Origin of the sequence: Streptomyces sp. L-9-10 (assembly GCF_004151105.1) — a bacterium.
In the GTDB taxonomy this organism is placed as follows: domain Bacteria; phylum Actinomycetota; class Actinomycetes; order Streptomycetales; family Streptomycetaceae; genus Streptomyces.
On sequence record NZ_PHRF01000016.1, the window covers coordinates 1 to 16018 of the forward strand.

Consider the following 16018-nt stretch of genomic DNA (forward strand, 5'->3'; position numbering starts at 1 on the left):
CGGGGATGGCGAGGGCGGAGGCGGGCTGCCAGCTGACGACGGTCCAGCCGAGCGACTTGGCCGCTCCGCCGCCGGCGAAGGGGGCGGCCGCGGCGATCTGGATGCCGTCGTCGTCGCGGAAGAGCACTCCGCTGGGGCGTGTGCCGAGGCCGACCTTCTGGCCGGTGGCCTCGACCAGGGAGTCGAGCCTGCTGGAGGGCAGTTTCTGGAACGCGCGGTAGCCGGTGTTGGAGCCCACGGTCCGGCGCTCGGCGTCGACGATCCGTATCTGGCCGAGACCGGGCCGCTTGAGGAGCGAGTTGAGGAAGTCGACGCGGAACTCGCCGACCACCAGCGCGCCGTCCCGGCCGGGCAGTTCGGCGTATCCGGCGACCTGCGGTTCCTTGGCGTCGGTGTTGAGGATGCCGATCGGTTCGGTGCTGGTGCGCTTGCCGCCGGGGTGCTGCGGGTCGTCGCCCGCCTTGGCGAGGACCGAGCCGTCGGCGGAGAGCACGTACAGCGAGCGGTAGCGCGGGTGCTCGGTCCTGGTGCGTTCGAGGACCTTCGCCATGTCCGCGGGCCCGGTCTGGTCGCCGATGAGGGTGGCGACGGACAGCAGGTCGGCGTGGCCCTCGTTGAGGGCGCGGCGTACCCGGTCGGTGACGGTGTCGGTGCGGTCGCGCTGGTCGTTGACGAGCTGCTGCGGTACGACGGCGGTGTCCCCGGCGCGGTTGAGCAGCAGCATCATCGGGGCGGACCAGATCAGCAGCAGGATGCCGCCGCCGGCCAGCAGCGCGCGGGTGCCGACGCGCCGCCCGCGCCGCTTGGAGCCGCTGGTTCCGGTTCCCTTGTCCGTGGCCGGGCCCGCGCCGGGCGCGGGAGCGCCGAGCAGCTGGAGCCGCAGCTGTTCCAGCGCGTCCCCGATGCGTCGCGTCTCGCCGAACCGGGGCACGGTCACCGGCCGGGTGAGATCGCCGCGGGTGAGGCGGCGGCTCTCCAGGAAGAGCCGGAGCAGCGGGCGCTGGACCGTACCGAGCAGCAGGGCCACCGCGAGCGCCCCGATGACGATCAGCGCGGCGGCGGACAACAGGCCGAACAGCGGGTCGTTCACCCGGCTGGTGTTCTCCGGGACGGCGACCTGCGTGACCACGGAGAGACCGAGGCCGGTCGCGTCGGTGCTCTCGCCCGCCTCGGGCGCCGCGAGCGTCGCGTATCCGGCGACCGTGCGCTCTTCGGAGATCCGGGGGCCCGTCATCGTCCCGCTGACGCCGAGGAAGCCGCCGGAGCCCGGCTCCTTGGTCGTCTGCGGGTTCTGGCCGGACTTCTGCGCGGCGAGCTTCGCGAAGGCCTTGAGCTGCTTCTCGGTCTCCTTCAGCTCGTCCTTGATGCTCTCCGATTCGGTGTCCGCGGAGATCTGGAGGCCGTCGCTGCTGAGGATCGTGCCGTCCGAGTCGGCCACGGCGATCACCCGGAACTTGCCGAGGCTGATACCGGGGACCTTCAGGCTGTTCGAGGTGACCAGAAGCTGCTGCGGCTGCCCCTCCCACGACAGCAGGGCGAAGGTGAGCAGCCGGGTCTCGCCGTTCTTCAGCCGCACCATCCGGGGGGCGAGCCCGTCCTCGTCGGACAGCTTCTTCCGGTCGACCGCGAGGAGCGGCACGTTCTCACCGCGCGCGGCGAGCAGCTTGCCGGACTTGATCTCGACGATGGCCGAGCCGCGCCACTTCTGGTAGACGCTCCCGAGCTTGTCGAGGACGGTGTCGGCGGAGACGGGATCGCCCGCGTTGAACAGGGCCGCCGTCCGGCTGAGGTCCGTGATCGACTCGTCCAGCGAAGCCCGCAGCGCGATGGCGCCGTCCTCGGCGAAGTGCTGCTGGGAGATCCGGACCGCCTTGGGGAGCGCCTCGTTCTCCGGCTTGCCGAAGCCCAGGGCCGTGAGGCCGGCCAGCGCGAGCAGTAGTGCCGAGAGGACCGCGATCGGTGGGCGTATGCCGCCCAGGAGCGACATGTCGGCCCGTCTGCGGACCTTGTGCCTCCGCTTCGCAGACGAAACGGCCATGGGGTACCTCTCTCAGCGTGGTGCGGGCAGCGCCGGAGCGCGCGCGTGCGTGCGCGCAGGCGGATGAAGCGGATAAAGACGAGCGTGTGGGGGAAGGAGGGGGACGGGGGGATTTCCCCCACCGTTCCCACGCGTCCCACGCGCGAGATTAGGACCGGTCGCGCCGTCGAATGGTTGTGCAAAATCAGACAGTCGCGCGTGTGATCTGTATTACAGATGTTACGTACCGGACACGCGGAACCTCCGGCCGGAAGCTACCGTCAGGGTGCCTCGTACCGAAGGGATTCCGGCCTGCGGGGCGTTGGGGCGCGGTATCCGCGTCCGAAACCCCGGCAGACCGAACAACCGCCGGAATCAGCCTAGTTGGGCGGCTCCTCAAGAGGTGTCAGCCCGTCCTTCGACGCACCGCGGTTCAGCATCGTGCCTTGTGTACGGTCGAAGGCCAGCCGGTAGCGGGCGAGTTGCACCTCGGTGTACTTCTTCCCCTCGTCCGGCGTGCCGCCTTCCGGCTTGCCGTTCTTGAGCGCCCGCGCCACATCCACCAGCCGGTAGTCCGTGACCGCGCCGTCCGGCAGCTTGTCGGGCGTCTCGGGGTCCTCCGGGTCCGGCGGGATGTCGACGAACGTCGGCACGTACTGCGCCCGTACATCCCACGTGCCGCCGCGCTTGGTGAAGGTGAACCAGCCGATGACACCCTCCTCGGACTGGCCGGTGGGCACCTCGTGCCGGGCGACCTGGTTGCCGAGACTGTAGGCGACCCAGGTGTTGTTGATCTTCTCCATCGGCTGCACGACATGGGAGTGATGGCCGATCACGAGATTGATGCCGGTGTCCTTCGTGATGCGTTCGGCCAGCTTCATCTGCTGGGGGCTCGGCGCGTTCTGGTGCTCACGCCCCCAGTGGATGCTGAGGATCACCACCTCCGCGCCCGCCGCGCGGGCCCGCTTCTCGGCCGCCGCGATCTCCTTGAAGGACGTCTTGTTGACCAGCCACGGCTTGTCCGCGGGCACCTCTTCGGCCCCGAATCCGTAGGCGAAGGAGAGCTGCGCCACCTTCACGCCCTTCACCTCGGTGATGAGTGGCGTGCGCCACTCGTCCTCGCTCCTGGCCGAGCCCGTGTGGCGCAGACCGGCCTCGTCGAGCGCGTCCAGAGTGCGCTTCACGCCGTCGGCGCCGTGGTCGATCGAGTGGTTCGACGCCGTCGAGCAGGTGTCGTAGCCGACGCCCTTGAGCGTGGTGGTGATCTCGGGGGGGACCTGAAAGTTCGGGTGCCCCTCGTAGGGCCCGCCCTTCTTGGCGACCACCGGCTCCATGTGGCAGATCGCCAGATCCGCCTTGCCGATCACCGGCTTCACTCCGGCCATCAGCGGCGCGAAGTCGAGCGTCCCGGCCTTGCCTCCCATGGCCTTCGCGTCCTTCGTCGCCTGATCCGTCAGCGGCGGATGGATCAGTACGTCACCGGCCGCGGCGACCGTGAACGACGGCCCTCCGCCTCCCTTGGCGTCCGTGCCCCCGTCGTCGGAACCGAGGACGGAACAGCCCGCGACGGCCGTGGCGAGGCAGACGGCGAGACAGGCTGTCGCGGCGGTGCGGAGGGCCGTACGCCCGTCGGCACGTCGTCCGCGGGGCAGAGCGAGTCGTCCGCGGAGCAGGGGGAGTCGTCCGCGGAGCAGAGGGAGGGGTTGTTTCACATAGGTATTTTGAACGTCATATGACACGATCTCCGACCGTGAAGATAACAATCATGGCAAGCCTGCTGGTCGGGGTCCTGATCGCGGCAGCTGTGGTGATCGTCACTCCGGTCCTGGACCGGCACTCCGACGACCCCTCCGCACCCGCCACCGGCAACGGTACCGACCTCGATCTGGAACGCCGGATCGCGGGATTCGCCACGGACACCGTGGCCGGTGCCCGCTTCCTGCCGCCCAACCGCGTCGAGCGCGAGACCGTCGCCGCCGGGGTCGGACTCTATCTCGACGGCAAGCGCGGTGAGGCCGAACGCAGGCTCGCCGAGGTCGACTTCGGCGTACACATCCTCCGGGACACCGTGAAGGGGCGGCGGTACGCGGAGATCGCCGACCGGGCCCGCGAGGGCGCGCGCGGCTGGGGGCGGGTCTACATCGACCTCGACGCGCCCGCCCGCTTCTCGGTGCAGGTGCCGCACCCCGTCGCCGACGCGTACAGCGAGACCCTCGGCTTCGGCGTGCTGCGCGGCGCCCCCGGCGGGGTACTGGTCGTGGCCGGTGCCCATCGCATGGCGGGCGAGGGGAACGCCGCGGACGTCGCGCACCGTACCGACACGGTCTTCCACGCGGTCTGCGCGGAACTCGTCGCCCGCGGGCTCCCCGGCATCCAGGTCCACGGCTTCGCGGACAAGACGGCACGGGCGCACGACGCGGTGGTGTCCACGGGCGCGGGCGACGACGGCCGCCCGCAGGCCGTCACCCTGGCGCGGGCCCTGACGGACGACGGCTTCCGGGTGTGCCGCGCCTGGTCGGCCAAGTGCCCGCTGGCGGGGCGCGCGAACAAGCAGGGCCGGCTCGCGGCGGACGACGGAGTCCCGTTCATCCACGTGGAGTTCAGCCGTACGGTCCGGGAGGACACGGCCCGCGGACGCCGGGTGGTGGCGGCGATGACGACGGCGGTCGCGGAGTGGAAGACGGCGGAGCGGAAGACGACGGCGCCGAAGGCGACGGAGCGGGAGGCACGTTCGGGGGGCTGACTCCCGGTACCCGGGCCTTGGTGATGCGTGATGCGTGATGCGTGATGCGTGATGCGTGATGCGTGATGCGTGATGCGTGATGCGTGATGCGTACGTACGCCGGGCGCCGCGCCGCCCACCGGCCAATCGCGGGCTTCCGCTGCCGGAGAGTGGCGGGATCCCCCATAGTGGGGCGGCATGAGGTGCGAACGGTGCGGGAGTGGCCGGGGAGCAGCGCTGCCGGGCGTGGTGTGCCCCGTGTGCGACACCGTCGCGGGCGGGCCCGAGCGGCACACGGGCCATGACGGCCGCCGCTCGCGCCGTCGCCCGCTGGTGACGGTCGCGGTGGTGGCACTGGCGCTGGGCACCCTGGGGGCGACAGTCGCCATGGTCACCGGCTCCGGAGACGGCTCGGGCGGTGGCTCCGACTCCCGAGGCGGCTTCCCGACCAGGATCGGCCCGCCGGAACTGCCGGGCCTGGGCGGCGGAGACTCATCCGCGTCTCCGTCCGCGTCCCCCACCGAGTCCTCGCCCGAGCCCCCGAACGACTCTCCGACGGTGTCACCGACCGAGCCACCGACCGGGCCACCGACCGCGACCCACGACCCCGACGACCCGGGCTACTCGGCGTGGGCGGGCCCCGGCTGCGCCTCGGGCGAGTACACCGAACACGGCCGCTTCGAGAACGGCGACGCCGCCTGGTACACCGTCACCGACGGCGGCTACGAGGGCGGTTCGTGCGACGGCCGCTTCTCCGCCGTCCCCATGTCCGGCAGCCCCGCCCGGGACCGCGGCTCCACGGCGACCTGGTCCTGGAAGCTGGGCAAGGCGTACGAGAAGTGCGCGCTGGCCGTCTACGTCCCGGACAGTGGCCGCCCGGCCGACACCGCGGGCCACCCCACCGTCTACCGCGTCCTCCGCGATCCCGCGGATACCTCGTCCGCCTACGCGGCCTTCGGCGTACGCCAGACCGCCCACCGCGGCAGCCTGGTGAGCGTCGGCAGCTACCGGGTCGAGGGGGAGTCCTTCTCGGTCCAACTCCTCGACCGCGGCAGGGACTGGGGAGGCGAGGACCGCTACGGAGCCCATCACGCGGCGGCCCAGATGAACCTCAACTGCACGTGACGGGGATACGGGCCGTTGCCGTTGCTGTTGCTGTTGCTGTTGCTGTTGCTGCTGCTGCTGCTGCTGCCGCTGCCGCTGCCGGGGCACGGCACGGCCTGGTGGGCCGCGCCGTGCCCCGGGTCTGGTGAAGCGGCCGGTTCTGTCGGTCAGGTGCTGTCAGGCGCGGTCAGGTGCCGTCAGTCCTGGTGGACGACGTTCTTGCCGGGGCCGCCGGAGAGGGTGTCCGTGCCGGGGCCGCCGTACAGCTCGTCGTCCCCGCTGTTCCCGTAGATCGTGTCGTCGCCGCCCTCGCCGTGCAGGATGTCGTTGCCCTTCCCGCCGTAGATGAAGTCGTTTCCGGCGCCGCCGTGGATCGTGTCGTTGTCGTCGCCGCCCTCCAGCCTCTGCTCGCCCGCGTCGCCGCGGATCTCGTCGTCGCCCGCGCCACCGTCGGCGGCGCTGTCGTCGCCGTTCGAGTAGATCGTGTCGTTGCCGTTGCCACCCAGGGCTATGGTTCCGCGGGCGGCGCGGATGGTGTCGTTGCCGTCACCACCGGAGGCCACGGTGACCTCGCCCACCGTGAGGCTGTCGTCACCCTCTCCGCCGATGACGGAGTTGCCTTGGACACCGCCGGTTTCGGTCAGCGTGTCCTTGCCGACGCCGAGGTCGATGGAGGCGAAGTAGTACGTGTCGTCAGTGGTGTTGTGGTAGGTGACGACATCGTTGCCGTCGCCGAGGGCCACCTTCAGGGTGGGGTACGGGTCCTGACTGTCCAGAGTGGCGACCGTGCAGGAGACCTTGGTCTTGTCCGCGCTGCTGGGATGGACGCAGTCGGTGCCCGCGGTGATCGGCACGGAGTCGTCGATCACATAGGTGATCTCCGCGGTGCCGCTGGTCCTCGACGCGGTGACGCTCACCTTGTTGGTCTGGCCGGCGGCGGCCGTGTAGAGGATCGCGTGGTCGGTCGCGCTGAACGCGGCGGTGGCCTCCGGCGCCGCGGCGCCGGCCGTACCGGCCAGGAGGAGCGGAGCGACCAGCCCCGTACCGAGAGCCAGCGTCAGTGCCGATGCGGCACGTACAACCCGGTGGCTGACGAGGGGAGAGGGCATGTGCAAACCTCCGTGGGGGCGTATGTGGTTCTTACAATTAGTTGTGACCGCCTGGGATCGGAGTTGGTTGCACCCAACGGGTTCGGTATATATCCGCGCATCCGTGGCGCAGTCGCATGGAATATCCACTGACCAGCGATGTTTGGCCGATGGGCGGCAATACGGCAATGCGCCGTCGATCGCGGTTCAACGGAAATTCATGAAAGCGAAGAGAATGCCGCGCGGAAAGCGACATGGCCCGCGACAGCACCCACGCACGGACGTCACAGGGGCCGGACCCAGACGGGTCCGGCCCCTGTGACGGGTGCCGCGCTACTACGCCCTATCCGGCGAGGACGTCGCCGAAGTACGACAGACCGGCGGGCCCGCCGACCGAGGCGGCGCCGAAGGTCGTCGAACCGGTGGCGGTGACACCGCTCGTACCGGACGTGAAGAGCCAGACCGACCCCGCGCCCGCGTTCTCGGCGAAGGCGCCGGCCACCAGCTCCGCGCGGCCGTCCTTGTTGCTGTCCGTGAGTTCGACGGAGGCGCCGAACTGGTCGTCGGCCTCGGCGGCGCCGGGCACGTCCGCCGTGTCCTGCGTGAAGCTCTTGGAACCGGTGCCGGTCAGCCCCTTGGCGGAGCCCCGCAGCACGGTGACCGTGCCCGTGGCCCGCTTGCTCCCGATGGCCTCGCCCGGCACGCCGATCGCGACGTCCGCGTAGCCGTCGCGGTTGGTGTCACCCGCGGCCAGACTCCAGCCGAAGCGGTCACCCTTCTCGGCGGTGCCGGGAATTCCGGTGGTGTCCTGGGTGATGCGGACCGGCGTACGGGTGGACAGCCCGGCGGCGCTGCCGTACGTCACGGTGATCGCGCCTCCGAGGCCGCCGTTCGGCTCGTCGGCGGACTTCTCCATGAAGTTGCCGGTGACGATGTCGCCGTAACCGTCCTTGTCGACATCGGCGATGACCGCCTCGTAGCCCCCGGCGACCTTGCTCGACGCCTTGAGCCCGGTCTTGCCCCCCTTGTAGAGGACGCTGCGGGTCCGGTACGCGTCGCCGCTCTCCTCCTGGCCCATGACCAGGAGGTCGGTCGCGCCGTCGCCGTTGACGTTCCCCGCGACGATCCTGTCGGCGTTGATGCCGGTCTGGCTGGACGTGTCGATACCGACGAGGCCCGCCGCCTTGCCGGTCCGGGAGACCGGTCCCTTGAAGATGTTCAGTTCGGGTGCGGCGATATTGACGGCGGCCAGGTCGGTGCGTCCGTCCCCGTCGAAGTCACCGGAGGCGAGGCCCCAGCCGAGTTCGTTCCGGTACTTCGGCAGCGGCGCCGAGATGTCCACGGCGGACTTCAGCCCGCTCGCGCCGCCCCAGACGACGGTGAGGACGCCGTAGGAGTCGGTGTCGCCGATCCGCTCGGCGTGCACGCCGACCACCAGATCGGTGTAGCCGTCCCCGTCGAGGTCACCGGTGGTGAGGCGGTCGCCGAAGTAGTCACTCGTCTCCGGCGTTCCCGGAATACCGGTGGTGGCCTGGCTGATGATCGTGCGTTTGGACTTGTCGAGCCCGTTCTTGGTGCCGTAGACGACGGCCACGTACCCGGCCCCCGCCTTTCCACTGATCTTCCCGAGGGGCGCGGCGATCGCGAGATCGCGGTAACCGTCGCCGTTGAAGTCGCCCTGCACCCCGGACGGCGCGGCGACGGCACTCCCCCCGGCGGCGAGAAGCAGCCCGCTGACGAGGGCGGCCGAGGCGGTGGTCGCGAGAATGGTGCGAAGGTGCTGCTGCATGCGTGTCTTCTTCTCCTACGGCACGCCGGACGCCGTAGCGGCCGTCCGAGTCGGTATTCCGAGCCGACGACATGCCGGGGGGCCGGATCTGCCAAGCCTCCGCCCCCGCACACGCGCATCGCTCGGTGCAGATGTGACCACCGAAGGGCCCCGGGGGTTGTACGGACCCCACGGAACGCACTCGACCCCCTGCCCCCACCGAAACCCCGGGCCAGACCAGTACGGCGCAGCGCCCCCGACAGGATCCGGACCCACGGACGACGCGTCACGCTTCGAGTGCCGCGAGGTAGCGCCGGGCCGTGGCCCATACGTCCTCGAATTCCCGGAGGGCCAGAGGCTCTTCGACATGCCCTTCCCAGCCGGTGACGGGCGACTCGGCGGTGAAGCCGTACCGGACGTCATCCTCCCCGGCCGACGCGGCTTCGACGGGGCGCAATGCGGGCCCTTCGAGTTCGACCTGCCGGCTCACCCACCCGTCGTCGCCGACCTCGAAGTAGAACCACCTGTCTTCTTCATCCCAGTAACTGCGGAACCATCTGGCCACCGGCTCATCCTGTCCCATGACCGTCGTATTCCACTACCTCCACGGTCGGTTGAGCCAGGTGACCATCCGTACATTCTCCGATACCGTGCGGTGTTGGTAGGAGTCTCGGGGCCGGCCGAGGACATTTCTGCCGGAGGGTCTGCTGACGCTTGCATAACCGTTTCTCTGATGACCTGCTTCCATTACTTCCACGAGGAACGTGTGTTCGGTCAATTCTGGCAGAGAAGCAAGAAAACAGGCCACATCCCGTCCTGCCTGTTTGCCGGCACTCGGCTCGACGGCAGCATGGTCAGGCTTGAGCGGCGCGTCGCTCCGCGGAGTTGCGATTATCGGGGGTGCTGGTGAATCACGCGTGGCCACCGTCCACGTTTCTCGGCCGGTTGCGAGACACGACGCGGCAAGAACTCCTGAGCCAGGGCACGCCGATGACCTATCCGCCGCATCGCGCCCTGCTCCAGCAGGGCGACGAGAGTCGGCACGTCCTGTTGATCACGAGCGGAGTCGTGAAGGTCGTCGCGAGTGCGGAGAGCGGTTACGACATGCTGCTCGCCGTCCGCATAGCGGGTGACCTGGTCGGTGAGATGGCGGCCTTCGAGGAGCGCCCCAGGTCCGGCACGGTGGTGGCGTGCGGTGACGTGACCGCGCGGATCATTCAGGTGCGGGCACTGGAGACCTTTCTCTCCCGCCATCCGGACGCCATGCGGGCCATCCTCCACATGCTGTGTGCCCGGCTGCGCTGGGCCAACCTGCGCCGGATCGAATTCCAGGCCTACGACTCGCTGACTCGGCTGGCCAGGGTCCTTGCCGAGTTGTGCAAGGCCTACGCCCAGCCCGATCCGGACAGCGACGGCAAGCGGTGCGACCTCGGCGTGACGCTCACACAAAAGGAACTCGCTTCGCTGGCCGGCCTGAAGCTCAACACGGCCGAAAAGAACCTGGCCGCCCTGACAGCTCAGGGGCTGGTGGAACGCAGTTACCGAAACATAACCATCTGTGACGTTCCGAAGTTGCTCGAATTCGCCAAAGTCGTGGCTGACAACCCGTACTGATACGGAATCACTTCGCGCACTCTCTCCTAGCCTCTCGGACAGCACCTCGTGGGCAGTGTCTGCCCATCACCTGTCCAGAGAGGAAATGATCGGGTGGCTGCGTGGCCTGACTTCTATCCCTGTACCTGCATCGCCGTGGACGCACAGGGCTACGGAAGCAACAACGACCGTAGACAATCCGAAATCCAGCATGATCTGCCGCGGCTTCTCGACCGTGCCGCCAGGCGTGCCGGCCTGGACCGCGCGGAGTGGCAGATCCAGAGCAAGGGCGACGAGCAGCTGGCGGTGCGGCCCCTCGACGGCAAGGAACCGCGTCTGGTCGACGACTACATCCGCCAACTCGTCGCCGAGCTGCGTGAGTACAACGCTCAGCGAGTTCCCGAGGCCCGCATGCGGCTGCGTGCCGTCATCCACCAGGGACTGGTGGAGCTGGCCGACAACGGCTTCGCGGGTACGGCCGTGGTTGCCACGGCGCGCCTGCTGAACGCGCGTCCGCTCTACGACGCCCTGGCCGCGCACCCCGGGGCCGACCTGGTGCTGTTGCTGTCCGACGATGTCTTCCGGTCCACGGTGGCGGGGCGTCACACGACCCTGACTCCCGCGGACTTCACCCGCGTCACCGTCCAGGTGAAGGAGTACGAGGCCACGGCCTGGCTGCGTGTGCCCGCGCTCGGCGCACCGGCTGCCACCTCAAACGAGCCCAGGACCGGGGAGACGGGGTGGCCCGAGAGCCCGGCGTCCGGGAAGCCCGCGGTAGCACGGCCCGGACCGGCCGCCACGGGCGGAGCCGACAGGGCGGGGATCAGCAACGAGTACCGGGCAGACGAGATCAACGTGACCAATGTCGCCGGTCCCGTGGACGCCCGAGGCGCCGTCTTCGGCTTCAGGAGCGCCGGTGGCTGACAAACCGGACCTGGACGACCGGTCCGCCGTACCGCCCGTACCCCCTTCCGACGAGGCGCCCGTACCGGACGACGTCGGTGGCGAGCCGGAAGCCGGGGAGGACGGCCTCGGCCCGGATGCCGGACCGGGCGCGGCTCCCGAGCGGCGTCCGGAGGCGGACGAACGAGAGGAGGACGACCGGGGCTACGACGATCTCCGCCGCGTCCACCAGCTCGTCAACAACAACTTCTACGGCGTTGTCGACGCCTCCGGAGCGGCGTTCGGCTTCGGCTCCGTCTCGTCCCCCGGTCTCGCCCCCGGCACCATCGAGCCCGAGGAGTCGGACCGCGCCCTGCGGTTCTACATCCCGCCGCAGCCCTGCTTCGACGAGGCCCTCGGCAAACTCCGCGAGGACGCCTTCGTTGTGCTGACCGGCCAGGACAACTGCGGCCGGGGCGCGGGATCCCTCGCCCTGCTCAGGGAGATCCTCGGCGAGGAGGCCGGGCTGCGCAGCCTGTCGCCGGCCAACGCCCTCGCCGAGCTGGCCGTGTCGAAGGACCTCAAGCCGGGGCAGGGGTACGTCATCCTCGACTATGTCGGCGAGCTGAATGTCGAGGCCGTGCAGGCGTACTCGATCGGGCGGCTGAGCGAGGAACTGCGCCGCAAGGGGTCGTACCTGGTGATCACTGCGGGCGGCACGACCCATCGGCGGCTGGCGCTGCGGGACCACTGTGTGGAATGGCGGGCTCCCGACCCCGTGGAGTTGTTCGAGCACTGCAGGGAACTGCTGCCTCACGTCGCCCTCGCGCCGGACACCGAGCGCGAGCTACGGGAGCGGGTCGGCGAACAGCGCCGTCCGGCGGACGTTGTCGACGCAGCCCTGGTCCTGTCCCAGCAGGGCGCGGAAAGGGCGCTGGACACCCTGCGGGACCGGTGCCGGGAGCTGGTCCGGGAGCTGTTCCGCAGGCAGCCGTCCGCGGACGACCTGATCCCGCTCGCGGCCCTGGCCTTTCTGGAGGGCATCCCGGAGCGGACGTTCGAGAAGGAGTGTGCCGCGCTCGCCGCCCACGTGCGCAACTGGGAGCTGAGCGGTGAGACACCGGCAGCGGAGCCGGACCACGAGGACAGGACGGCGCTGCACGGTGCGGTGGCCCAGCAGTCCCGGGCCCGGTGGAAGGAGCGGGCGGAGGGGCTCGTGACGGTCGAGCACCGGCTTGGGCCGAGCCGGAACGCCGGGCGCAGCGAGCGTCATCTTGTCTTCACCGAGCCTCGTGTCCGCGAGTTCGTCATCGCGGAGCTGCACGACTTGTACGGCTACGAGCTCTGGTACCCGCTGCGCCGCTGGCTGGGTGAGCTGGCCCTGCTGGGCGACCTGGGCACTCGTACGGAGGTGGCCCGCGGCGTAGCGCTCCTCGCCCGGTACGCGCTTGTCGAGGTCGACGAGAGCATGTTGAAGGCGTGGTCAGAAGGACTCACCAGTCAGCGAGTGACCGCCGCGCTGACGCTGCAGTTCATGTGCGACGTTGAGCATCTCGCGCCGCAGGCTCTGAACATCGCCCTGAGCTGGACGGAGAACAGCGGGCCACGCCGTGCCGTGACGGCGGCCATGGCCTTGACGGGCCGCCTGGGCGCCCTCTACCGCCTGGAGGCCCTCAAACGGCTTTGGTTCCTGGCACAGCGTGGGGAGCGGATCGCGTTCTCGGCGCACCGCTCGTTGGTTCTGCTGCTGCAGACCGCCGATCAGGACCCCGAGCGCGCGCTGTTCATCCTCCGGTACGTACGGACGGTGATCGCCAGGACTGCGCCGGGGTCCCGGGAGCGGTCGATCGCGCTGCGGGCCGCCGTTCAGCTCCTGGAAGCCGCCCGGCTGGAGGCTCCGGAACCCGTCACCGCGGCACTCCTGACCACCGTCCCGGACAGTGCCCGCCACCTGGGGTCCCTGTGGGCGGATGTCCTGCACAGCGGCAACCGAAGCCGGGCCGTCGGCGCGCTGTGCCGGACGCTGGTGCAACTGCGGGACGACCCGTCCGTCACCGACGCCGTACGCGAACTCGGTGAGGCGATGCGGAAAGCCATGAGCGAGCGCCAGTGGGCCGCGCTGTGCCACCACCTGTCCATTGCCCTGAAGCACCCCGACTACGCGATTCCCGGCGCCCGCCAAGTGGCGCAGGTGCTCATTGGATCACTGCGCGGCCGAGCGCCGGCGGACTCCCGGCGCGCCACCGCGTCCCTCATATCCACTCCTCCCTTCACTTCCGCTCAAGGAGGCCGAAGCAAGTGAACTACCCCGTCATCGCCGAGCACATCCTGGCCACGGTCCAGGGCACCTGGTGGTCTCGGCGTCGCCGTCGCGACGACGTGCCGCAGCTGCCGCCCGGCGCGGTCCACGTCTTCAGGGTCGGCGGGAACTACCGCCCGTTCCCCGAGGGCATGGTGTATGACCCGTCCCACCCCGACGTACTCGACGCCTCCTCGGTCAGCATGGTCGACACCCGAGCGCGCCTGGTCGAGGTGGAGCGCACGCTCCCGTCTGTGAGTGAAGCGGACAACTTCACGGTGCGGGCGTCCTTCACCTGTCAGGTGACCGATCCGGCCGCCATCGCCCGGCAGGGCATCATCGACGTCACCGTCCCGTTGCGCGCCTACCTGGTGGGCGACGGGGACCTGCCGCGGGTGAGCGCCGGGCATCGCGTGGAGGAAGTCAACGCGGTACGGACCGAAGTCAGTCACCGTATGACCGCCTACAGCGCGATCGTGCCGCCACGGGTCACGGGCATGAGCGTGGAATTCGTCAGCGCCGAAGTACACGCGTCGGACGACCTGCGGGACTGGGAGCAGAAGCTGCGCGACGAGCGGCGCTCATGGGAACTGCAGAAGGGGCAGCGCGACTTCGAGACGCAGGACGCACTCCGGATCGCGGAACTGCTCTCCCAGGGGTCCGACCACGTGGACGCCTTCGGCATCACCCGGAAGGAGATCGACGTCACCGAGGCCGCAGCCCGCATCCATCGGATCACCGAGAAGGAGTCGGCCCACCGTCACGAGGCCGAGACGTCGGACCGGGCCCACACGCAGGCGCGGGAGACGGCGGAGGCGCAGATACGCCGCGACATGCTGCTGACGCTGCTGCGGCAGATGGGCGGCAGCGAGTACGTCGACTATCACCAGGTACTGGAACAGGTCTTGCAGGAGACGGGCGGCCAGGCCGCGACCGGCGTCGGAACCGCCGCCGGTACGACCCGCATGGTCGAGTCGGGGCAGGCGCGCTCCTTCCGCACGGGAACGGGCCGGGACGGCTCACGCGACCCGCAGGGTGGTCTCGTCGAGGACGAGGACGATCTCGTTGACTGACTTCCTGACGGACCAGGTGACGGCCCCCGGCACGGCGGCGGGCGGCCGGGACACTGGCGATGATGCCGCCGCGCGTACTGCAAGCGGCCGGACGACCACCCTCACTACGGAGGATGTGTCCGCCGCCCGCACCACCGGTCACGAGGCCCTCGCCGCCCGCCGCCCCGTCGATTTCGACATCGCACGACGGCTGCGTGCCCTCACCGGCGTCGACGAGGGACTGCTGGCCAGGGTCAGGTACGAGCGGAGCAAGTACACAGCCCTCGGCGGGGTGGTGCTCGGCACCTCTGTCATCGCGGCGTTCTCCATGTGGAACTTCGCGACCGAGGCGCTCGGCAGGGTCTCCATCATGGCCCTCGTCCCGACGGTCATCTGGATGCTGTTCGTGCTCAACCTCGACCGCTGGCTGGTCACTCCACAGCCCAACGCGCGGCGACGGGTCGGACCTCTTCTCACGCGCTTGCTGATCGCGCTGATGCTCGGCATGGTGATCGCCGAGCCCCTGGTACTGCGCATCTTCCAGACGGCGATCGAGCAACGCGTGGCCGACGAACGAACCGACACGATCGACCAGTTGCGTACCAACCTGGTCCGCTGCAACCCCGTACCGTCCACGACGCAGACCGTCACGCCGGAGGGCTGCGACAGGAACTACGTCCTCTCCTTCGGCAAAACACCCGGCGAACGGGTCGAGGAACTGGCCGCCCTGCGCTCGGACGCCGCCGTCCTGCAGAAGCGCGTGGACCGGGATACCTCCAGGCTGGAGGCCATCGACTCCGATGTACGGAACGAGTGTCGCCGGCTGATCCGCATAGCGGCCACCGGCTTGTATCAGCGGACGTCCGAGTGCCTGCGCCTGCGCGACAAGGCACAGGACTACCGGACGACACACCGCACCGATGAGAACGAGAAGCGCCTGGCCCACATGAACAGCCGTATCTCGGGGATCGAGGCCGAGCAGACCGTCTCACGCGGCACCTTCCTCAAGGCCCGCGCCGACGGCATCGAGCAGCGTCTGGGCGAGGAGCGTGCCAAGCAGAAAGAGATCGGTGTCCTGGAACGGATGCGGGCACTTGATCAACTCGCGGCCGGGAACCCCGTGCTGTTCGTGGGCATCTGGCTGGTCCGCCTGCTGTTCGTCCTCCTCGACGTACTCCCCGTACTGGTGAAGTACCTGAGCGGGGAATCCGCGTACGACCGGATGCTCACCAGCGCCAGCAACAGTGCCGTCAAGATCCACGACGAGGAGGTCCGGCTCGACGAACGCCGGGCCATGGCGAACCTCGAGATCGCCCAGGACGCCATCGAGCAGGAGGTGCGGCGTCACCGCGCCGAGTCGGAGGCGGCGTTCCGGGAGCACAGGGCAGCGATGAACATCCGGGTCCGGCAGGCGGTGAACGCGCTGGAGGACGAGATCCGCCGCTCGACGGCGGTCTGAGGCACCCGCCTGCACGAGGAACACAGCACCACGG

The 16018-nt window shown here is 69.6% G+C and carries 12 protein-coding genes; 7 read left to right on the top strand and 5 right to left on the bottom strand.

Features of this window, described 5'->3' with window-relative positions:
- Together CU044_RS03105 and CU044_RS03110 are read right to left on the bottom strand one after the other, a co-directional pair.
- A partial coding sequence (locus CU044_RS03105; RefSeq protein ID WP_129766879.1) for a HAMP domain-containing protein occupies positions 1 to 2038 on the bottom strand: 2038 nt, incomplete at its 3' end.
- Positions 2039 to 2397: 359 nt separating this feature from the next.
- Positions 2398 to 3729: a CapA family protein gene (locus CU044_RS03110; RefSeq protein WP_240045307.1), complete on the bottom strand. Its 1332-nt coding sequence runs from the start codon at positions 3727 to 3729 to the stop codon at positions 2398 to 2400.
- Between the two features lie 53 nt (positions 3730 to 3782).
- Between CU044_RS03110 and CU044_RS03115 the strand changes: the two genes are divergently transcribed.
- Together CU044_RS03115 and CU044_RS03120 are read left to right on the top strand one after the other, a co-directional pair.
- Entirely contained in the window at positions 3783 to 4760 is a 978-nt protein-coding gene (locus tag CU044_RS03115; RefSeq protein ID WP_129766880.1) for a hypothetical protein, read from the top strand.
- 237 nt (positions 4761 to 4997) lie between these two features.
- A complete protein-coding gene (locus CU044_RS03120; RefSeq protein WP_240045308.1) occupies positions 4998 to 5864 on the top strand; it encodes an adhesin in 867 nt (288 codons plus the stop codon).
- Positions 5865 to 6040: 176 nt separating this feature from the next.
- On the opposite strand, the gene CU044_RS39985 is transcribed toward CU044_RS03120, so the two are convergent.
- The 3 genes from CU044_RS39985 to CU044_RS03140 form a co-directional block, all read right to left on the bottom strand.
- Complete coding sequence (locus CU044_RS39985) at positions 6041 to 6952, bottom strand: calcium-binding protein (protein ID WP_129766883.1); 912 nt, start codon at positions 6950 to 6952, stop codon at positions 6041 to 6043.
- Positions 6953 to 7274: 322 nt separating this feature from the next.
- The gene (locus tag CU044_RS03135; RefSeq protein ID WP_129766884.1) at positions 7275 to 8720 is read right to left on the bottom strand and encodes an FG-GAP and VCBS repeat-containing protein; all 1446 of its coding nucleotides are present in this window, start codon (positions 8718 to 8720) and stop codon (positions 7275 to 7277) included.
- A 265-nt stretch (positions 8721 to 8985) separates the two neighbouring features.
- Positions 8986 to 9264, bottom strand: a complete 279-nt coding sequence (locus tag CU044_RS03140) for a hypothetical protein (protein ID WP_129766885.1) — start codon at positions 9262 to 9264, stop codon at positions 8986 to 8988.
- Between the two features lie 335 nt (positions 9265 to 9599).
- On the opposite strand from CU044_RS03140, the gene CU044_RS03145 reads away from it, so the two are divergent.
- The 5 genes from CU044_RS03145 (at position 9600) to CU044_RS03165 (ending at position 15984) form a co-directional block, all read left to right on the top strand.
- Positions 9600 to 10313: a Crp/Fnr family transcriptional regulator gene (locus CU044_RS03145; protein ID WP_240045309.1), complete on the top strand. Its 714-nt coding sequence runs from the start codon at positions 9600 to 9602 to the stop codon at positions 10311 to 10313.
- 93 nt (positions 10314 to 10406) lie between these two features.
- Complete coding sequence (locus CU044_RS03150; protein WP_129766886.1) at positions 10407 to 11216, top strand: hypothetical protein; 810 nt, start codon at positions 10407 to 10409, stop codon at positions 11214 to 11216.
- Positions 11209 to 13476, top strand: a complete 2268-nt coding sequence (locus CU044_RS03155) for a hypothetical protein (protein WP_129766887.1) — start codon at positions 11209 to 11211, stop codon at positions 13474 to 13476. The genes CU044_RS03150 and CU044_RS03155 overlap by 8 nt, the downstream gene beginning before the upstream one ends.
- Positions 13473 to 14546, top strand: coding sequence for a hypothetical protein (locus CU044_RS03160; protein WP_129766888.1), 1074 nt, complete (start codon positions 13473 to 13475; stop codon positions 14544 to 14546). Before CU044_RS03155 ends, CU044_RS03160 begins: the two co-directional genes overlap by 4 nt.
- Positions 14539 to 15984 carry a DUF4407 domain-containing protein gene (locus CU044_RS03165; protein ID WP_129766889.1) on the top strand — a complete coding sequence of 482 codons (1446 nt, stop codon included), beginning with the start codon at positions 14539 to 14541 and terminating at the stop codon, positions 15982 to 15984. The genes CU044_RS03160 and CU044_RS03165 overlap by 8 nt, the downstream gene beginning before the upstream one ends.
- The last annotated feature ends 34 nt before the right edge of the window (positions 15985 to 16018 follow it).